The 19564-nt window shown below is 69.9% G+C and carries 16 protein-coding genes and 1 tRNA gene; 7 read left to right on the top strand and 10 right to left on the bottom strand.

Annotated elements, in window-relative coordinates:
• Positions 1-140 precede the first annotated feature (140 nt).
• The 4 genes from ACZ4VI_RS23090 to ACZ4VI_RS23075 are packed head-to-tail and all read left to right on the top strand — an operon-like array spanning position 141 to position 4580.
• Positions 141-1073, top strand: a complete 933-nt coding sequence (locus tag ACZ4VI_RS23090) for a branched-chain amino acid ABC transporter permease (RefSeq protein WP_468001883.1) — start codon at positions 141-143, stop codon at positions 1071-1073.
• 5 nt (positions 1074-1078) lie between these two features.
• Positions 1079-2848 carry a branched-chain amino acid ABC transporter permease gene (locus ACZ4VI_RS23085; RefSeq protein ID WP_468001881.1) on the top strand — a complete coding sequence of 590 codons (1770 nt, stop codon included), beginning with the start codon at positions 1079-1081 and terminating at the stop codon, positions 2846-2848.
• 5 nt (positions 2849-2853) lie between these two features.
• A complete protein-coding gene (locus ACZ4VI_RS23080) occupies positions 2854-3867 on the top strand; it encodes an ABC transporter ATP-binding protein (protein ID WP_468001900.1) in 1014 nt (337 codons plus the stop codon).
• Positions 3864-4580: an ABC transporter ATP-binding protein gene (locus ACZ4VI_RS23075; RefSeq protein ID WP_468001880.1), complete on the top strand. Its 717-nt coding sequence runs from the start codon at positions 3864-3866 to the stop codon at positions 4578-4580. Before ACZ4VI_RS23080 ends, ACZ4VI_RS23075 begins: the two co-directional genes overlap by 4 nt.
• Before the next feature lie 87 nt (positions 4581-4667).
• Here ACZ4VI_RS23075 and ACZ4VI_RS23070 read toward each other — a convergent pair whose 3' ends face one another.
• Entirely contained in the window at positions 4668-5324 is a 657-nt protein-coding gene (locus tag ACZ4VI_RS23070; RefSeq protein WP_468001878.1) for an ANTAR domain-containing response regulator, read from the bottom strand.
• A gap of 101 nt (positions 5325-5425) precedes the next feature.
• On the opposite strand from ACZ4VI_RS23070, the gene ACZ4VI_RS23065 reads away from it, so the two are divergent.
• A tRNA-Leu gene (locus ACZ4VI_RS23065) sits at positions 5426-5498 on the top strand.
• Positions 5499-5607: 109 nt separating this feature from the next.
• Entirely contained in the window at positions 5608-6387 is a 780-nt protein-coding gene (locus ACZ4VI_RS23060; protein WP_468001876.1) for a helix-turn-helix domain-containing protein, read from the top strand.
• A gap of 4 nt (positions 6388-6391) precedes the next feature.
• Here the strand turns inward: ACZ4VI_RS23060 and pyk are convergent, their stop codons facing one another.
• Positions 6392-7822 (bottom strand): pyruvate kinase, encoded by a 1431-nt coding sequence (gene pyk, locus ACZ4VI_RS23055; RefSeq protein ID WP_468001875.1) that lies wholly within the window; start codon positions 7820-7822, stop codon positions 6392-6394.
• Between the two features lie 136 nt (positions 7823-7958).
• Positions 7959-8630, bottom strand: coding sequence for an SIMPL domain-containing protein (locus ACZ4VI_RS23050; RefSeq protein ID WP_468001873.1), 672 nt, complete (start codon positions 8628-8630; stop codon positions 7959-7961).
• A gap of 134 nt (positions 8631-8764) precedes the next feature.
• Here ACZ4VI_RS23050 and ACZ4VI_RS23045 point away from each other — a divergent pair, with 134 nt between their 5' ends.
• Positions 8765-10564 carry a bifunctional metallophosphatase/5'-nucleotidase gene (locus ACZ4VI_RS23045; RefSeq protein WP_468001871.1) on the top strand — a complete coding sequence of 600 codons (1800 nt, stop codon included), beginning with the start codon at positions 8765-8767 and terminating at the stop codon, positions 10562-10564.
• A 1-nt stretch (position 10565) separates the two neighbouring features.
• Here the strand turns inward: ACZ4VI_RS23045 and ACZ4VI_RS23040 are convergent, their stop codons facing one another.
• From ACZ4VI_RS23040 to ACZ4VI_RS23010, 7 genes are all read right to left on the bottom strand, one after another.
• Positions 10566-11987, bottom strand: coding sequence for a lysine N(6)-hydroxylase/L-ornithine N(5)-oxygenase family protein (locus ACZ4VI_RS23040; protein WP_468001869.1), 1422 nt, complete (start codon positions 11985-11987; stop codon positions 10566-10568).
• On the bottom strand, positions 11984-13387 hold the full coding sequence (locus ACZ4VI_RS23035) for a pyridoxal phosphate-dependent decarboxylase family protein (protein ID WP_468001867.1): 1404 nt from the start codon (positions 13385-13387) through the stop codon (positions 11984-11986). Before ACZ4VI_RS23035 ends, ACZ4VI_RS23040 begins: the two co-directional genes overlap by 4 nt.
• A 158-nt stretch (positions 13388-13545) precedes the next feature.
• A complete protein-coding gene (locus tag ACZ4VI_RS23030) occupies positions 13546-14385 on the bottom strand; it encodes a nuclease (RefSeq protein WP_468001865.1) in 840 nt (279 codons plus the stop codon).
• A gap of 205 nt (positions 14386-14590) precedes the next feature.
• Positions 14591-17068 carry an aminopeptidase N gene (gene pepN, locus ACZ4VI_RS23025; RefSeq protein WP_468001864.1) on the bottom strand — a complete coding sequence of 826 codons (2478 nt, stop codon included), beginning with the start codon at positions 17066-17068 and terminating at the stop codon, positions 14591-14593.
• A 71-nt stretch (positions 17069-17139) separates the two neighbouring features.
• A complete protein-coding gene (locus ACZ4VI_RS23020; RefSeq protein WP_468001862.1) occupies positions 17140-18300 on the bottom strand; it encodes an asparaginase in 1161 nt (386 codons plus the stop codon).
• A gap of 13 nt (positions 18301-18313) precedes the next feature.
• Positions 18314-18622, bottom strand: coding sequence for a chorismate mutase (locus ACZ4VI_RS23015; protein ID WP_468001860.1), 309 nt, complete (start codon positions 18620-18622; stop codon positions 18314-18316).
• Positions 18623-18633: 11 nt separating this feature from the next.
• The gene (locus ACZ4VI_RS23010; RefSeq protein WP_468001859.1) at positions 18634-19521 is read right to left on the bottom strand and encodes a helix-turn-helix transcriptional regulator; all 888 of its coding nucleotides are present in this window, start codon (positions 19519-19521) and stop codon (positions 18634-18636) included.
• Positions 19522-19564 lie beyond the last annotated feature (43 nt).

The raw sequence follows: 19564 nt of genomic DNA, 5'->3' as shown, positions 1-19564 counted from the left end.
CTCCCCCCCCCTTCCCCCCCCCCCCCCCCCCCCCCCCCCCCCCCCCCCCCCCCCCCCCCCCCCCCCACCCCCCCCCGCCCCCACCACACCCCCCCCCCCCCCCCGGTGTCACATCCGACACGCTCATCGGAGGCCCTGCGGTGAACGAACTGCCGCAACAGCTGGCCGACGGCCTTGCCCTGGGGGCCCTTTACGGCCTCATCGCCATCGGATACACGATGGTCTACGGCATCGTCCAGCTCATCAACTTCGCCCACGGCGAGATCTTCATGATCGGCGGCTTCGGCGCCCTCACGGCGTACACGATCCTGCCCGAGGGCACCGCCCTCGTGATCGCAATCCCCGTGATGCTCATAGGCGGCGCGGTGGTCTCCGTGGCCGTCGCCACCGCCGCCGAACGCTTCGCCTACCGCCCCCTGCGCGGCGCGCCCCGGCTCGCCCCGCTGATCACGGCCATCGGTCTGTCGATCGTGCTCCAGCAGCTCATCTGGGGTTTCTACCCCGGCGCCAAGAGCAAGGTCACCTTCCCCGAGTTCCAGGGCGGAAGCTTCCAGATCTTCGAAGGCCTGTCGATCTCCCGCGCCGACACGTTCGTCCTCGTCGCCGCCCCCGCGTGCATGCTCGCGCTCGGCCTCTTCGTCTCGAAGAGCCGCAGCGGCCGCGCCATGCAGGCCACGGCGCAGGACCCGGACACCGCGAAGCTGATGGGCATCAACACCGACCGCATCATCGTGATGGCCTTCGCCATCGGCGCCGCGTTCGCCGCGGTCGCGGCGGTCGCCGAGGGCCTCGACAAGGGCCAGATCCGCTTCGAGATGGGCTTCCTGCTGGGCCTCAAGGCCTTCACGGCAGCCGTCCTCGGCGGCATCGGCAACATCTACGGCGCCATGATCGGCGGCGTCGTGCTCGGTCTCGCCGAAACCCTCTCCATCGCCTACGTCGAACACATCCCCGGGATGGACCAGTTCGGCGGCGGCGCCTGGAAGGACATCTGGGTCTTCTCCCTCCTCATCCTCGTGCTCCTGTTCAGACCACAAGGTCTGCTCGGACAGCGCACAGCGGACAGGGCGTGATCGCGATGACCACCGACCTCACCAAGACGCCGGAGACCCCCGAGACCACCGGCACCCCCGAGAGGACCGACGCCACGCAGGCGCCCGGCCTCCTCCACTGGATCGTCGCCGCCGGTGGCCTCGCCACCGTCGCCTCGACCTTCCTCGCCTGGACCTACACCACCGAGTTCCCCGGCAACCTCACCGTCACCGGCTACCCCGGCGGCCTCCAGGTCCTCACCCTCTTCGGCGGCCTCCTCCTGACGCTCTTCGCCCTCTCCGGGCTCGGCGTCAAGGGCCTGCGCTGGCTCACCCCCTCCGGGTCCAGCAAGGCACTGCAGTTCCTCGCCGTCGGCGTCCTCGGCACCACCTGGTACACCGTGATCGCCATCGCCGCACAGCTCGGCGGCATCGCGCACTGGGAGCCCGGCGCATACGTCGCCTTCGTCGCGGTACTCATCCCGCTGGCCGCGTTCGCCCTGAAGGACGACTCCCGCAAGCCGGCGAAGCCCATGGAGATCCCCTCCTGGGCCGAGATCCTGCTGATCGTCGTCGCGTTCGCGATCGGCATGTACGCCGTCACCTACGGCATCTCCACCGAGTACCCCGAGCTGTTCATCGGCTACCTGCTCCTCGCGGGCTGCGGCGCCGGCGCGCTCAACAAGTCGGGCCTGATCGGCCGTATCTCGGCCATCGCGTCCAAGAACAAGCAGATCGCCGCCGTCGCGGCCTTCGCTGCCGCGGCCGTCTTCCCGTTCACCCAGACCACCGACACGTTCACCGTGATCGCCGTGCAGATCCTGATCTTCGCCACAGTCGCCCTCGGACTCAACGTCGTCGTCGGCCTGGCGGGCCTGCTCGACCTCGGTTACGTCGCCTTCCTCGGCGTCGGCGCCTACACGGCCGCCCTCGTCTCCGGATCCACGGCCTCCGCGTTCGACATCCAGCTCCCGTTCTGGGCCGCCATGATCATCGGAGCCATCGCCTCCCTGATCTTCGGCGTCATCATCGGCGCACCGACCCTCCGGCTCCACGGCGACTACCTCGCCATCGTGACGCTCGGCTTCGGAGAGATCTTCCGCATCACCGTCAACAACATGGACGGCGACAACGGACCCCAGATCACCAACGGCCCCAACGGCATCCCGAACATCCCGGCGCTGAACATCTTCGGCTACGACTTCGGCGAGACCCACACCATCCTCGGCGTGGAACTCGGCTCGTACGCCAACTACTACCTGCTCATGCTGCTTGTGATGGTCTTCGTCGTCCTGGTCTTCAGCCGGGCACAGGACTCCCGCATCGGCCGCGCCTGGGTCGCCATCCGCGAGGACGAGACCGCGGCGACCGCCATGGGCATCAACGGCTTCCGGGTCAAGCTCATCGCCTTCGCCCTCGGTGCCACCCTCGCCGGCGTCGCCGGCACGGTCCAGGCCCACTTCCAGGGCACGGTCCTCCCCGAGATGTACGTGTTCGCCGGCCCCGTCGCCCCGAACTCCGCGTTCCTCCTCGCGGCCGTCATCCTCGGCGGCATGGGCACCATCCGCGGCCCGCTCCTCGGCGCGGCGCTGCTCTTCCTCATCCCCGAGAAGCTGTCCTTCCTCAAGGACTACCAGCTCCTCGCGTTCGGCCTCGCGCTCATCCTGCTGATGCGCTTCCGCCCGGAGGGCCTCATCCCCAACCGGCGCGCCCAGCTCGAGTACCACGAGCACGACGAGAACGCTGACAAGCTCGACGTACCGGAACAGCGGCCCGCCGCCGAAACCGGCGTCGGAACCGCGAAGGCGGGGGCGTGAACACCATGACGACCACCACCACCACGGAAACGACGGCAGCGGCCACCGCCGCCACCGTCCTCGACGCCAGCGGTGTCACCATGCGCTTCGGCGGACTCACCGCCGTACGCGAAGTCGACCTCACCGTCCGCGAAGGCGAGATCGTCGGTCTCATCGGCCCCAACGGCGCCGGCAAGACCACGTTCTTCAACTGCCTGACCGGCCTGTACGTCCCCACCGAGGGACAGGTCAGCTACAAGGGGACCGTGCTGCCGCCCAAGCCGCACCTGGTCACCAAGGCCGGCATCGCCCGCACCTTCCAGAACATCCGCCTCTTCTCCAACATGACGGTCCTGGAGAACGTCCTCGTCGGACGCCACACCCGGACCAAGGAGGGCCTCTGGTCCGCGCTCCTGCGCGGCCCCGGCTTCAAGAAGGCGGAAGTCGCCTCCCGCGAACGGGCCATGGAACTCCTTGAGTTCATCGGCCTGGAGAACAAGGCCGACCACCTCGCCCGCAACCTCCCCTACGGCGAACAGCGCAAGCTGGAGATCGCCCGGGCGCTGGCCAGCGACCCCGGCCTGCTCCTGCTCGACGAGCCGACCGCGGGCATGAACCAGAACGAGACCCGGGCCACCGAGGAACTCGTCTTCGCCATCCGCGACAAGGGCATCGCCGTCCTCGTCATCGAGCACGACATGAAGTTCATCTTCAACCTGTGCGACCGGGTCGCCGTGCTCGTCCAGGGCGAGAAGCTCGTCGAAGGCACCTCCGAGGTCGTCCAGGGCGACGAGCGCGTCGTCGCGGCCTACCTCGGCACCCCCTTCGAGGGCGCGCCGGGCGCGGAGGAAGTCGCCGAGGTCGAGGCGGCGGAGGCGCACGCGGAGGCCGAGGCTGAGGCTGAGGCCGAGGCCGAGGCTGAGGCTCCCGTCGAGGAGGCCCCCGCCGAGGACGCCCCCGCCGACGAAGCCCCCGAGGCCGACGCCCCGGAAACTGCGTCCGAGGACGCGGACAGCACCACCGAAGGAGACTCCAAGTGACCGCACTCCTCGAGGTCGAGGACCTCAGGGTCGCCTACGGCAAGATCGAAGCCGTCAAAGGCATCTCCTTCTCCGTCGAGGCCGGTCAGGTCGTCACCCTGATCGGCACCAACGGAGCCGGCAAGACCACCACCCTGCGCACCCTCTCCGGCCTCATCAAGCCCGCCAGCGGGAAGATCACCTTCGACGGCCAGATCCTCAACGGCATCCCCGCCCACAAGGTCGTCTCCCTCGGCATGGCCCACTCCCCCGAGGGCCGGCACATCTTCCCCAAGCTCACCATCGCCGAGAACCTCCAGCTCGGAGCCTTCCTCCGCAAGGACAAGGACGGCATCGAGAAGGACATCCAGCGCGCCTACGACCTCTTCCCCATCCTGGGCGAACGTCGAAAGCAGGCCGCCGGCACCCTCTCGGGCGGTGAGCAGCAGATGCTCGCCATGGGCCGCGCACTGATGTCCCAGCCCAAACTGCTCATGCTCGACGAGCCCTCCATGGGCCTCTCCCCGATCATGATGCAGAAGATCATGGAGACCATCGCCACGCTCAAGGCCGAAGGCATGACCATCCTGCTCATCGAGCAGAACGCCCAGGCAGCCCTGTCCCTCGCGGACTACGGCTACGTGCTCGAGGTCGGCACGATCAAACTGTCCGGCACCGGCCAGGACCTGCTCGTCAACGACGACGTCCGCAAGACGTACCTCGGCGAGGAGTAACCCCCGTCCCCACGGACAGAAGGCCCGCCCCACAACGATGTGGGGCGGGCCTTCTCCGTCGTACGAGACGGGGCCGGGGCTGCCGGGCTACTGCTGGCCCTTCGCCGCCTTCTTCTCCTCGGCATCCTCGATGACCGCCTCCGCGACCTGCTGCATCGACATACGACGGTCCATCGACGTCTTCTGGATCCACCGGAACGCGGCGGGCTCCGTCAGACCGTACTGCGTCTGAAGGATGCTCTTCGCCCGGTCCACCAGCTTGCGGGTCTCCAGCCGCTGCGAGAGGTCCGCGACCTCCTTCTCCAGCGCGCGCAGCTCCGCGAAGCGCGACACGGCCATCTCGATCGCCGGCACGACATCACTCTTGCTGAACGGCTTCACCAGGTACGCCATGGCCCCGGCGTCCCGCGCCCGCTCGACGAGCTCACGCTGCGAGAAGGCGGTGAGCATCAGGACCGGGGCGATGGACTCCCCCGCGATCTTCTCCGCGGCGGAGATCCCGTCCAGAACGGGCATCTTCACGTCCAGGATGACGAGGTCCGGCCGGTGCTCCCGGGCAAGCTCGACGGCCCGGGCCCCGTCGCCGGCCTCGCCGACGACCGAGTAGCCCTCTTCTTCGAGCATCTCTTTGAGGTCGAGGCGGATGAGGGCCTCGTCCTCGGCGATGACGACGCGGGTCGTCAGCGGCGGGACGTGCGACTGATCGTCGTCGGCGGCGGGCTGGGGCGACTCGGGGGCGGTCACGGGGGCTCCTCGTTATGGGGCAGGTACTGCTCTCCATGAGCCTACCTAGCTGCGGTATGGTTGGGGCACGGAGGGTCCTTACCTCCCTTCGTTTCGAAGGGGCCCCGGTAGCCCAGCGGTAGAGGCCATGGATTCAAAACCCATACAGCGTCGGTTCGAATCCGACTCGGGGCACTTTCCCTTCCTTTCTAAGGTTGATCAGCCAATCGGCGATCTTCACCCTTCACGGTGAACACACCTTCGAATCCACTCGGCGCGGCGAAAGTCAGGCAAAGCTCGCGCCATGGGACAACACCATCCTTCGATTCGCGACGAAGCACTCGCACTCCTACGCCGGGGCATGAGCAACCGAGCGGTTGCCGAACAACTCAACGTGCCGCGCGGCACGGTCGGTTGGTGGCTTTCGGAGGACCGCCGAAAGCACGGCGTCCGGTTCGAACGCCCCACAGACTGCCCTGTGTGCACGCGCCGCCCATTAGACGCACCCGCGTACGCCTATCTCCTGGGCCTCTACCTCGGGGACGGCCACATCACGTCGAAGAGGAAGCAGCACCATCTGTCGATCTTCTGCACCGCCTCCTGGCCGGCACTGATCGACGCCGCCGAAACGGCGATGCGCAGCGTGATGGCCATGCCAAGGGTCGGTCGACGGATCAGGCAGGGGTGCGCCGAGGTGAAGTCGTACACCAAGCACTGGACGTGCATGTTCCCTCAGCACGGGCCAGGCAAGAAGCACGAGCGCGTGATCGCCTTGGAGCCCTGGCAGCAGGCGGTCGTGGACGCGCACCCCTGGGAGTTCGTGCGCGGGCTGGTCCACTCCGACGGCTGTCGGACCATTAACTGGACCACTCGGATCGTGAACGGCGAGCGCAAGCGATACGAGTACCCGCGGTACTGGTTCACCAACGTGTCGGACGACATCCGGCAGCTCTACACCGACACGCTCGACAGCCTTGGTGTCGAGTGGACGCAATGCACCCGCAACGGGAAGCCGTACAACATCTCGGTCGCCCGCAAGGCGTCCGTCGCGCTCATGGACCTGCACGTGGGGCCCAAGTCCTGAGGCCTCAGCCCGTCATCGGGTCGCCGATGTGGTGGACGTGGACCAGGTTCGTCGAGCCCGCGACGCCCGGTGGGGAGCCGGCGGTGATGATGACCGTGTCGCCCTTTTGGCAGCGGCCGATGCGGAGGAGTTCCTCGTCGACCTGGGCGACCATCGCGTCGGTGGAGTCGACGTGGGGGCCCAGGAAGGTTTCCACGCCCCATGTCAGGTTCAGCTGGGAGCGGGTGGCCGGGTCGGGGGTGAAGGCGAGGAGGGGGATCGGGGAGCGGTAGCGGGAGAGGCGCTTGACGGTGTCGCCGGACTGGGTGAAGGCGACGAGGAACTTCGCGCCGAGGAAGTCGCCGATCTCGGCGGCGGCGCGGGCGACGGCTCCGCCCTGGGTGCGGGGTTTGTTGCGTTCCGTCAGGGGTGGGAGGCCCTTGGCGAGGATGTCTTCCTCCGCGGCTTCCACGATGCGGCCCATCGTGCGGACGGTTTCGATGGGGTAGCTGCCGACGCTTGTTTCGCCGGAGAGCATGACCGCGTCGGTGCCGTCGATCACCGCGTTCGCCACGTCGCTCGCTTCGGCGCGGGTGGGCCGGGAGTTGTCGATCATCGAGTCGAGCATCTGGGTGGCGACGATGACCGGCTTGGCGTTGCGCTTGGCGAGTTTGATGGCGCGCTTCTGGACGATGGGGACCTGTTCGAGGGGCATTTCGACGCCGAGGTCGCCGCGGGCGACCATGATGCCGTCGAAGGCGGCGACGATGTCGTCGATGTTGTCGACCGCTTGCGGCTTCTCGATCTTGGCGATGACGGGGAGGCGGCGGCCTTCTTCGTCCATGATGCGGTGGACGTCTTCGATGTCGCGGCCGCTGCGGACGAAGGAGAGGGCGATGACGTCGGCTCCGGTGCGCAGGGCCCAGCGGAGGTCGTCGATGTCCTTGTCGGAGAGGGCGGGGACGGAGACGGCGACGCCGGGGAGGTTGAGTCCCTTGTGGTCGGAGACCATGCCGCCTTCGATGACGAGGGTGTGGACGCGGGGTCCGTCGACTGCGGTGACTTCGAGGGTGACGCGGCCGTCGTCGACGAGGATGCGTTCGCCGGTGGTGACGTCGGTGGCGAGTCCCTGGTAGGTGGTGCCGCAGGTGTGGCGGTCGCCTTCGACGGGTTCGACGGTGATGGTGAACTCGTCGCCGCGTTCAAGGAGTACGGGGCCTTCGCGGAAGCGGCCGAGGCGGATCTTCGGGCCTTGAAGGTCGGCGAGGATGCCGATGCTGCGGCCGGTCTCGTCGGAGGCTTTGCGTACGTGCTGGTAGCGCTCCTCGTGTTCGGCGTAGGTGCCGTGGCTGAGGTTGAATCGGGCGACGTCCATTCCGGCTTCGACCAGTGCCTTGATCTGGTCGTATGAGTCGGTGGCTGGCCCCAGGGTGCAAACGATTTTCGCTCGGCGCATGGTTCGACCCTAGGGCTTACCGATGGGTAGTTCAGGGGCCGGGCATGTCTGTTCAACAACCTTTGCGTGAAGGGTTATTGACAAGTCTTGAATCTGTGCGGGCACCTGCTCCGATGAGCGTGAAGCGCCGTCGGCGCTACAGCGTCGGTGGGGTCATCGTGAAGCGGGCCGTCACTTCGGCCGTGACGGTCTGGCGCTGGGGTTCGAGGTCGAGGGGTGGGGGTGTGTCGACGGATTCGGCTGCGAAGGCCATCCGCATGCCGCCGGTCGGGGCGGGTGGGGGGACGAGGCCGGTGTCGGAGAGTTCGAGGAGGGCGGCCAGGGAGGTGCCGAGCGCCTCCGCGTAGGCGCGGGCGCGCTGGACCGCCTCTCCGACGGCTGTGCGGCGGGCTTCGGCGTAGGCCGGGGAGTCGGGGCGCAGTGTCCACCAGGGGCCGTCGACGCGGGTGAGGTCGAGGTCGGCGAGGCGGGTGACGAGTTCGCCGAGGGCGGTGAAGTCGCGTAGTTCGGCGGTGAGGTGGACGCGGCCCTGGTAGGCGCGGATTCGTTCGCCGCGTCCGTGCTTGGCGGGTTCGGGGGTGATGGAGAAGGCGCCGGTCTCCAGTTTCTCCACTGCTTCGCCGTAGGACTTGATGAGGTCGAGGGCGAGGGTGTTGCGCCGTGTCAGGTCGGTGAGGGTGGCGGCTCGGTCCGTGCCGCGGGCGCTGACCGTGACGCCGATGCGGGCGATTTCGGGGTCGACGTCGAGTCGGGCTTCCCCGCGGACCGCCACCTGCGGTGCTTCCGGGGTCGGGTGTGGGGTCGTCACTTCTGGCTCCCTCGTGCGGGCGGCGGTTGTGGTACCGAACACTTTCCCACTCCGTAACCGGAAACCTCTGTTGCCGAGGGGGCGGGTGGGCCAGAATCTACGCGCGTTGTGCGCCATTGAACCAAGGAGAACTCATGCCGTTGAACCGTCGGACGTTCCTGGAGGGCTCCGTGGCCGTCGGAGCCGGAGCCGCTCTCGCGACCGGGGCCGCCGCCGCTCCGGCGCAGGCCTATGGGCCTCATCCCCGGCCGGCCAAGCGGTACGCGTTCACCGTGATGGGTACGACCGATCTGCACGGCAATGTCTTCAACTGGGACTATTTCACCGACAAGGAGTTCGACGACAAGGCGCACAACGACGTCGGCCTCGCGAAGATCTCCACGCTCGTCGATCAGGTGCGCGAGGCGAAGGGGCGGTGCAACACGCTCCTCATCGATGCCGGTGACACCATCCAGGGCACCCAGCTGTCGTACTACTACGCCAAGGTCGACCCGATCACCGCCGCCCAGGGCCCCGTCCATCCCATGGCGCAGGCGATGAACGCCATCGGCTACGACGCCGCGGCGCTGGGCAATCACGAGTTCAACTACGGCATCCCGGTGCTGCGGAAGTTCGAGGAGCAGTGCGATTTCCCGCTGCTCGGTGCCAACGCGCTCGATGCGAAGACGCTGCGGCCGGCGTTCCCGCCGTACAGCATGCACCGGCTGCGGACTCCGCACGGCCGGGATGTGAAGGTCGCGATACTCGGCCTGACGAACCCGGGTATCGCCATCTGGGACAAGGCGAACGTCACGGGCAAGATGGTCTTCCCCGGTCTGGAGGAGCAGGCGGCGAAGTGGGTGCCGAAGCTTCGCTCGATGGGTGCGGACGTGGTGGTGGTGTCGGCGCACAGCGGTTCCAGCGGCACGTCCTCGTACGGTGACCAGCTGCCGCACATCGAGAACGCGGCGGGTCTGGTCGCCGAGCAGGTCCCGGGGATCGACGCGATCCTGGTGGGGCACGCGCACACCGAGATCCCCGAGTACCGGGTGAAGAACAAGGAGACCGGCAAGGACGTGGTGTTGTCCGAGCCGCTGAAGTGGGGGCAGCGGCTGACGCTCTTCGACTTCGACCTGGTGTGGGAGAAGGGCCGCTGGGTGGTGGAGAGGGTCGGCGCGCAGGTCCTGAACTCCAACACGGTGGAGGAGGACCCGGAGATCGTAGGGCTGCTCGCGGACGAGCACAAGAAGGTCGTGGCGTACGTCAATCAGATCATCGGTACCTCCAGCGCGACGATGGCCACGGCCGAGGCGCCGTGGAAGGACGAGCCGATCATCGATCTGATCAACCATGTCCAGGCGGAGACGGTGAAGGCGGCGCTGGCCGGCGGCGCGTATGCGGCGCTTCCCGTGCTGTCGCAGGCGTCCTGCTTCTCCCGTACGGCGGCGATCCCGGCGGGTCAGGTCACCATCCGTGACGCGGCGGGGCTGTATGTCTTCGAGAACACGCTGGAGGCTCGTCTGCTGACGGGTGCTCAGGTCAAGGACTATCTGGAGTACTCGGCGCGGTATTACGTCCAGACTCCGGCGGGCGTGCCGGTGGACCCGGCGAAGCTGACGAACGCGGGTGGGACGCCGGACTACAACTACGACGCCGTGTACGGGGTGACGTACGAGATCGACATCGCCAAGCCGGCCGGTTCGCGGATCGTGAACCTGTCGTACGGCGGGCAGCCGATCGATCCGGCGGCGCGGTTCGTGCTCGCGGTGAACAATTATCGTGCCAGCGGTGGCGGTGCGTTCCCGCATGTGGCGAACGCGCAGCAGTTGTGGGCGAATTCGGATGAGATCCGTAACACGATCATTCAGTGGGTGAAGGCGAAGGGGGCGATCGACCCGGGCCAGTTCGCGTCGGTGGACTGGAAGTTGACCCGGGACGGCGTGCCCGTGTTCTAGTTCAGCTCTGTGTGAGAGGCGTCAGCGCCTGGCCCTGGGCCGGGATGCGTGGCGCCTCTTGCCGTTCCAGGCCGAAGCTGGTGAAGGCGGTGCGGCGGGGCAGTGGGTAGGGCTCTTTGCCGGTGAGGGAGTTGAGGATGGTGGCGCTGCGCCAGGCGGCGAGGCCGAGGTCGGGGGCGCCGACGCCGTGGGTGTGCTTCTCGGCGTTCTGTACGTAGACGTTTCCGGTGACGCACTCGTCGAGGACGAGCCGGAACTCGTGGTCGATCCTGGCCCGTCCGGCGGAGTCGTGGCGCAGGTAGGGGTCGAGTCCGGCGAGGATCCGGTCGAGGGGGCGTTCGCGGTAGCCGGTGGCGAGGACGACGGCGTCGGTGGTGAGGCGGGAGCGGGTGGACTGCTGGACGTGTTCCAGGTGGAGTTCGACCTTGGTGGTGGCGACGCGGCCGGCGGTGCGGACGCGGACGCCGGGGGTGAGGACGGCGTCGGGCCAGCCGCCGTGGAGGGTGCGCCGGTAGAGCTCGTCGTGGATGGCGGCGATGGTGTCGGTGTCGATGCCCTTGTGCAACTGCCACTGGCGGGGCACGAGTTCGTTGCGTGCCTGCTCGGTGAGGGAGTGGAAGTAGCGGGTGTAGTCGGGGGTGAAGTGTTCCAGGCCGAGCTTGGAGTACTCCATGGGCGCGAACGCCTCGGTGCGGGCGAGCCAGTGGATCTTCTCGGCTCCGGCGGGCCGGGCGCGGAGCAGGTCGAGGAAGATCTCGGCGCCGGACTGTCCTGAGCCGATGACCGTGACGTGTTCGGCGGCGATGAGCCGTTCGCGGTGGTCGAGGTAGTCGGCGGAGTGGATGACGGGGACGTTCGGGGCGTCGGCGAGCGGCTTGAGGGGTTCGGGTACGTACGGTTCGGTGCCGACGCCGAGGACGACGTTACGGGTGTAGGCGCGACCCAGGGCCTCGGCCTCGCCGTCGGTGTCGAGCTGGGTGAAGTCGACCTCGAACAGGGCGCGTTCGGGGTTCCAGCGGACGGCGTCGACCTGGTGGCCGAAGTGCAGGCCGGGGAGCTGGTCGCTGACCCAGCGGCAGTAGGCGTCGTACTCGGCGCGCTGGATGTGGAACTTCTCGGCGAAGTAGAAGGGGAAGAGGCGGTCGCGGGAGCGCAGGTAGTTGAGGAACGACCAGGGGCTGGCGGGGTCGGCGAGGGTCACCAGGTCGGCGAGGAAGGGGACTTGGAGGGTGGCGCCGTCGATGAGGAGGCCGGGGTGCCAGTGGAAGGCGGGGTTCTGGTCGTAGAAGGTGGTGGCGAGGCCGCCGGGGACGCCGTGGGCGAGTGCGGCGAGGGAGAGGTTGAACGGGCCGATGCCGATGCCCACCAGGTCATGGGGGTGGTCGAGGTCGCGGTGGGGGCGCTGCGGGGTGCTGCCGGTCATCGGTCGGTGCTGCCTTCCACGAGGTTGAGGATGTGCTGGAGGTCGCCGGGGGTGGCGTGGGGGTTGAGCAGGGTGGCCTTGAGCCAGAGCCGGCCGTCCTCGTGGGCGCGGCCGAGGACGGCGCGCCCTTCGGTGAGGAGGGTGCGGCGGATCGCGGCGACGGTGGTGTCGTCGGCGTCGGTGGGGCGGAAGAGGACGGTGGTGAGGGTGGGGCGCTCGAGGAGTTCGAGGGTGGGGGACTTGTCGATGAGGTCGGCGAGCTGCTGGGCGCGTGCGCAGACCTGGTCGACGAGCGCGCCGAGTCCGTTGCGGCCGAGGGCACGCAGCGTGACGGCGATCTTGAGGATGTCGGGGCGGCGGGTGGTACGCAGGGAGCGGCCGAGGAGGTCCGGGAGGCCGGCTTCGGTGTCGTCGGGTGCGTTGAGGTAGTCGGCGGTGTGGGAGAGGGCGGTGAGGTCGCTCGCGTCCCGTACGGCGAGGAGTCCGGCGGCGGCCGGCTGCCAGCCGAGTTTGTGCAGGTCGAGGGTGACGGTGCGGGCGCGGTCGAGGCCGGTGAGGAGGGGGCGGTGGGTGTCGCTGAAGAGGAGGGGGCCGCCGTAGGCGGCGTCGATGTGCAGGTCGGCGCGGTGGGCGTCGCAGAGGTCGGCGATCTCGGGGAGGGGGTCGATGCGGCCGGTGTCGGTGGCGCCGGCGGTGGCGGCGACGAGGAGGGGGCCGTGGAGGTCGGTGAGGGCCTCGTCGAGGGCGGCGGGGTCGAGGGTGCCGTGGGGGGTGGGGACGGTCACTGGCTCGGGGAGGCCGAGGAGCCAGGCGGCGCGGCGGAAGGAGTGGTGGGCGTTGGCGCCGACGACGGTCTGGACGGGTTGGCCGGGGCCGTGGCGCTCTCGGGCGAGGAGGAGGGCGAGCTGGTTGGACTCGGTGCCGCCGGTGGTGACGAGGGCGTCGGGGGCTGTCGCTCGCGGGTAGACGGCCTGGGCGAGGGCCTCGGTGACCAGGGCTTCGAGAGCGGAGGCGGCGGGGGCCTGGTCCCAGGAGTCCATGGAGGGGTTGAGCGCGGCGGCGGCGAGGTCGGCGGCGGCGGCGAGCGCGAGGGGCGGGGTGTGGAGGTGGGCGGCGCAGAGGGGGTGGGCGGGGTCGGCGGCGCCTTGGGCGAGGGCGCGGGTGAGGGTGTGGAGGGCGGTGGTGGGGTCGGTGCCGGTCTCCGGGAGTGCGGTGCCTCCGAGGGCATCGCGGACCTGTGCGGCCACTGCCTGCGGGCCGCCGGGCGGGATCGGGCCGCCGCGTGCCGCCGCGCCCGTGCGCAGTGCGTCGAGGACGGTGTCCAGGAGGGGGCGCAGGGCGTCGGGTCCGGTGTCGCCTCCGGCGAGGAGTGAGGCATCGGGGGTGGGCGCGGCACACATGGCACCACCGTGCCGGGGGTTCTACGGGTTTGTCCGGGGAGCGTTCCGACGCAACCCGAACGGGGGACGGGGCCTTGCGGCGCGCCCGGGACCGGCGCTCACTACCTGCGCTGACTCCCCACCGTCGCTCACTCCTCACTGGCACCCCTCGCCGGCGCTCACTCCTCGAAGACGATGTCCTCGACCGGGTGGGTCCAGCGGACCTTGTTCGCGTTGACCTCGATGATCAGGTCGAGGCCGGTGCTGAAGTGCCCGGTGGAGAGAAGGGTGAACTTGTCGGCCTTGCGGCGGAGGTAGACCACGAAGCCGTCAAGCGCCGGGTCCCCGTCGTTCTCGAGCACGTACTCGCCGAGCCGGCGGAAGAACTTGGGGTAGATGACGTCTTCGTCGATCTTGGGCGGGCCGATCACGGTGGTGTTGCTGTGGGTCTTGTCGAGCGGCCACAGGCCCTCGCCGTCCGTTCGGGCCTTGACCGCCGTCGCGGTGAGGTCGTTCCGGAGGTCGGGGAAGAGCGTGCGGTAGAAGATCGGGTAGGCGAAGCCCTTGGCGAGCAGCTTGTGGTTGACCGTCTCGTGCATCATCGCGGGGGTGAAGAAGAGCTCGCCGTTCGCGTCGGCCGCGGGCCCGTCGCCCGGGCCGGTGAACGCGATGCAGCGGCCGTGCGGGTCGGCTCCGCGCGTGATCACGTAACCGCGGACCGCGGCCGGGTTGGTGGGGGCCTTCACCTTTCCGCTGGGCGTGCGCTGGACGGGGTCGAAGCCGAGGAGCCGGAGCAGCTCGGCGGCAGCCGCGTCGGCGGGGACCTTGGGCTGGTGCAGTTCGGGGCCGCTGACGAAGGGCGGTTTGAAGTGGGTCTCGAGGGCGTCGATGCCCTCCAGGCGCAGATTGGCCCCGCCGGGGCCGCGGATCACTATCGGATGGGGGCCGGGGAAGGTGGCCCAGGCGGTCGGATCGTCCGGGTAGAACCGGACGGTGTCGCCGTCGGGGCGTGTTCCCACGATCCGGAATTCGCCTTGGATGCGGAGATACGGCATGAGGGCCTCGCAGACGCCCGCAGGAATGGGGTGGGCGGGGGAAGGCCCGGGGCGGGCGCCGCGCAGGCGTTCCCCTGCCCACTATGCGTCCCGGAGGTCGGCGGGTCCTGTTGGCGGTTCAACCTCTGTGGTGCGTGAGGTTGAACCGCCCAGCGACTTCGCCGGTGGGTCAGGCCGTGCGGACCTTCAGTGCCCGGCGGAGGTCGGCGAGTTGGTCGACGAGTTTACGGCGGAGGGCCGGGGTCAGGGATTCGTCCTGGAGGTGGTGGTCGCCCAGGGCGAGGGACTCCGCGTCGATCGCGTATGCCGGGAAGGCGTAGCGGCCGGCGGCCTCGGCCATCGCGGGGCCGCGGCGGGCGCCGAGGGCGGTGGCCGCCGGGTAGAAGCGGGGGACGTACTCCCGTACCAGATCGGCCTGTTCGGGCTGCCAGAAGCCCTGGGCCGTCGCCGTGAAGAGGTAGTTGGACAGGTCGTCGGAGTCGAAGAGGTCGGCCCAGGCGGCCGCCTTCGCCTCGGGGGTGGGCAGGGCGGCGCGGCAGCGGGCGGCGCCCTCCTGGCCGGTGGCGCTGGGGTCGCGCTCGAGTTCGGCGGCGATGGCGGGCTCGTCGGTCGCGCCGAGGACGGCGAGGCGGGCGAGGATGCGCCAGCGCAGTTCGGGGTCGACCTCGGGGCCGCCGGGGACGGTTCCGTCGGCGAGCCAGGCGGCGATGGTGTCGGGCTGGGTGGCGCTGCTGATGACCGTACGGACGGCGGTGAGGCGCAGTCCGGGGTTCTCGCCGTCCTCGGTGCGGCGGATGAGGTCGCGGGCGATGCCGGTGAGCAGCGCCAGCCCGGCGGGGCGTTCCTCGGCGGAGACGTACCGGTCGGCGATCTGGGTGCGGGCGAAGGCGAGGACGCCCTGCACGATGGCGAGGTCGGTCTCTTCGGGGAGGTGGGCCTCGGCCGTGTGCAGGTAGGCGGAGGGCTCCAGTTCGCCGTCGCGGACCATGTCGCGCAGGGTGTTCCAGACGAGGGCGCGGGTGAGGGCGTCGGGGATGCCGGAGATGCCGCGCAGGACGGTCTCCAGGGAGGTCTCGTCCAGGCGGACCTTGGCGTAGGTGAGGTCGCCGTCGTTGAGGACGACGAGGGCGGGGCGCGGGCCGGAGAGGTCCAGGGGCTCGGTCTGCGGGACGTCGGTCTCCAGGCGTTCGCGCAGGACGAGCCGGCGGCCGTCGACGAGGTCGCGGTCGTAGACGCCGACGGCGATGCGGTGCGGGCGGCTGCCCGCGTGCCGCACCGTGAGCGCTTCGCCCAGCTCCGGGGTGAGCGTGTCCACGCCCGTGGTGCGCAGCCACTTCTCGGCCCAGCCGTGGACGTCGCGGTCGGTGGCCGAGGCGAGGTTGTCGATGAAGTCGGCGAGGGTGGCGTTGCCGAACCTGTGCCGCTTGAAGTGGGTGTTGATGCCGGCGAGGAAGTCCTTCTCCCCCATCCAGGCGACGAGTTGGCGCAGGGCGGAGGCGCCCTTGGCGTAGGAGATGCCGTCGAAGTTGAGGAGCGCGGAGGCGGTGTCGGGGACGGCGTCGGGGTCGGGGGCGACGGGGTGGGTGGAGGGGCGCTGGTCGGCGTCGTAGCCCCAGGCCTTGCGCTCGATGCCGAAGTCGATCCAGGTGTTGGGGAAGCGGTCGGAGCACGCTTCGTTGATGGTCTGGTAGCCCATGTATTCGGCGAAGGACTCGTTGAGCCAGATGTCGTCCCACCAGCGCAGGGTGACGAGGTCGCCGAACCACATGTGGGCCATCTCGTGGGCGATGACCATGGCGCGGGTCTGGCGTTCGGTGACGGTGACGGCGGAGCGGTAGACGAACTCGTCGCGGAAGGTGACGAGGCCGGGGTTCTCCATGGCGCCGGCGTTGAACTCGGGGACGAAGGCCTGGTCGTAGGAGTCGAAGGGGTAGGGCTCCTCGAACTTCTCGTGGAAGCGGTCGAAGCAGGCCTTGGTGATGTCGAGGATCTCGTCGGCGTCGGCGTCGAGGTGGGGGGCGAGGGAGCGGCGGCAGTGGATGGCGAAGGGCAGTCCGGCGTGTTCGGTGCGGATGGAGTGCCAGGGGCCGGCGGCGACGCAGACGAAGTAGGTGGAGAGGAGAGGGGTGGCGGCGGCCTTCCAGCGGCCGTCGGGCTGCTGCTCGGTGATGCCGTTGGCGAGGACGGTCCAGTGGTCGGGGGCCTTGACGCTCACCTCGAAGACGGCCTTGAGGTCGGGCTGGTCGAAGGCGGCGAAGACGCGCTGGACGTCTTCCATGAAGAGCTGGGTGTAGACGTACGACTCGCCGTCGGTGGGGTCCGTGAAGCGGTGCATGCCTTCGCCGGTGCGGGAGTACCGCATCGTCGTGACGACGCGCAGCTCGTGCTCGCCCTCGGTGAGGCTCAGCGGGACCCGGTTCTCGTGGAGGGAGGCGGGGTCGAGGGGCCGGCCGTCGAGGTGGAGGGAGTGGAGCGTGACGGGCTTCAGCTCGACGAAGGTGTCCGCGGCGGTGCGGGCGGTGAACCGGATCGCGGTCGTGGATTCGAAGGTCTCGTCGCCGGTGGTGAGGTCGAGGTCGACCGTGTAGTGGTGGACGTCGAGGAGCTGGGCACGGGTCTGCGCTTCGTCGCGCGTCAGTACGGACATGGGGCCATGCTGCCCGATGGGATACGGCCCCGGGAGGGGGGTTCCGCTGAGAGCTCAGCGCCGCCGTCTCGTCAGGCGAGGCCGGTGCCGGTGACGTGGGTGAAGGCGGCGGTGATGCCGGGGCGGTCGTAGCCGGAGGGGCTCTTGGCGCCGGTGGAGAGGAGGGCGTGGAGGAGGAGGCGGGCCTTGGCGGGGTCGAGGGGGCCGGCGGGGATGAGGCCGCGGTGCAGCATGTCGTACTCGGAGCCGGGTCCTCGGTACGTACGGGAGAGGGTGGCGCCCGCGCCGGTGCGGGAGGCGAGGACGACGGGGATGCGGGTGGCGAGCCGTTCCAGGGGTTCGACGAGCCAGGTGGGGACGTGGCCGGCGCCGAAGGCGGCGACGACGAGGCCGTCGAAGCGGGTGTCGACCGCGTCGAGGAGTTCGCCGCGGTCGCCGAGGGAGAGGGTGACGAGGGCGACCCGTACCGCCGGGTCGAAGCGGAGGGGGTGGATGGCGCTGGTGCCGGCGGGGCGCAGCAGGATGCGCGGCTCGCCCTCGACGACGGTGCCGAGCGGGCCCGCGCCAGGGGAGGCGAAGGTGGCGACGGAGGTGGTGTGGGTCTTGCGGACGAGGCGGGCGGCGTGGATCTCGTCGGCGAGGACGACGAGGACGCCGAGGCCGGCGCAGCCGGGGTCGGCGGCGACGGCGATCGCGGCGGCCAGGTTGGCGGGGCCGTCGGCGCCGGGCAGGTCGGGGCGGCGCATGGCGCCGGTGACGACGACGGGTCGGCTGGTCTCGCAGAGCAGGTCGAGGAGGAACGCGGTCTCCTCAAGCGTGTCGGTTCCCTGAACCACGACGACCCCGGAACCCGCGGAGACGGCCTCGCCCACCTCGCGGGCGAGCGCGGCGAGGTCCTCGAAGGTGAGGGAGGAACTGGGGAGACGCCGAAAGTCACGCAGCTCCACGTCGAGCTCGGCGGCGCGGGAGGTGGTCGAGGGTGCGGGGGCGGCCGAGGGTGCGGGGATGCCCGAGGTGCCGGAGGCGGCCGAGGCGGGCGGCGTGGCCGAGGTGCCGGAGCTGTCGGAGAGCCCGGGCGTTCCGGGTGGCTCGGCGGTGGCCGAGGTGCCGGAGGCGGACGAGGGGGCCGTCAGGCCGAGGGCCGCGAGGACCTCCGTCCCCGTCATGCGGGACGCGTCGCCGCCGCGGGCGGAGATCGTGCCGCCGAGGGTGAAGACCGTGACGCGGTTCATCCCTGTGCTCCGTTCATCCCTGCGTTCCGTCCGCGATCGTCTCGTGGTGCCGGATGACCTCGGCGATGATGAAGTTCAGCAGCTTCTCCGCGAACGCCGGGTCCAGTTTCGCGTTCTCGGCCAGCTCGCGCAGGCGGGCGATCTGGCGGGCCTCGCGGGCCGCGTCGGCGGGGGGCAGGTGGTGCTTGGCCTTGAGGACGCCGACCTGCTGGGTGCACTTGAAGCGTTCGGCGAGCATGTGGACGACCGCCGCGTCGATGTTGTCGATGCTTTCGCGCAGCCGGGTCAGTTCCGCTCGTACGGACTCGTCGATCTCGCTCATGAGCAGCGAGCTTAGACGGATCGGGAGGCGATCGTCGGCGGGTGTTCGGGATCCGGGATCCGGTTGCTCCAGCCGCCGGGGACGGTCCGGCCCTGCTGTTCGCGGAAGCGGATGGGGGCGGTGCCGACCCTGCGGGTGAAGAGCCGGGAGAAGTAGGCGGGGTCGTCGTAGCCGACGCGGCGGGCGACGGCGGCGACGGGGAGTTCGGTGGCGGCGAGGAGTTCCTTGGCGCGGCCGAGCCGGATGGTGAGCAGGTAGTCCTTGGGGCTGCAGCCGGCGGCGCGGCGGACGGCGGTCCGCAGTTCGGCCTGGGTCATGCCGTGGCGGGCGGCGTGTTCGGCGACGGACAGCGGCTGGAAGGCGTCGCGGGCGAGGGCGGTGAGGACGGGGTCGCCGTCGGCGTTGGTGTCGGCGCGGGCGCGGCGCAGGGCGACGAGGAGTTCGTGGACGGCGGCGCCGGTCTCGACCTCCAGGAGGGGGTTGCCGCGGCGGGCGGCGCGGGCGATGCGGCCGATGGCGGTGCGGGGGGCGGCGGCGTCGGAGAGGGGGACGACGGGCCGGTCGGGTTCGATGTAGCCGAGTTCGGTGTAGGTGGTGGTGGCGGGTCCCGCGAAGTCGACGAAGGCCTCGTCCCAGCCGGTCTCGGGGTCGGCGGAGTAGTGGTGGGGGACGCCGGGTGTGAGCCAGATCAGGGCGGGTGCGGCGATGGTGGTGCGGCGCCCGTCGGGGCCCCGGTACCAGCCGCTGCCGGCGCTGACGACGACGGCGACGTGGTGGTCGAGGGTGCGTGGGCCGACGGTGGGCAGGGCGCCGTGCTGGAGTCCGACGCCGAGGCAGACGAGTCCGAGGCGGTGGTGGACCGGGCTGGGCGTGAAGTAGCGCATCCAGGTGTGGTACATCCGCTGTGCCTGCCTTTCTCCCGGTCCTGCGGTCCCGTTCTTC

This window comes from Streptomyces sp. NPDC029169 (assembly GCF_055563935.1).
The sequence above is the reverse complement of the archived record's forward strand: the minus strand, read 5'-3'. Positions and strand labels throughout refer to the sequence as shown.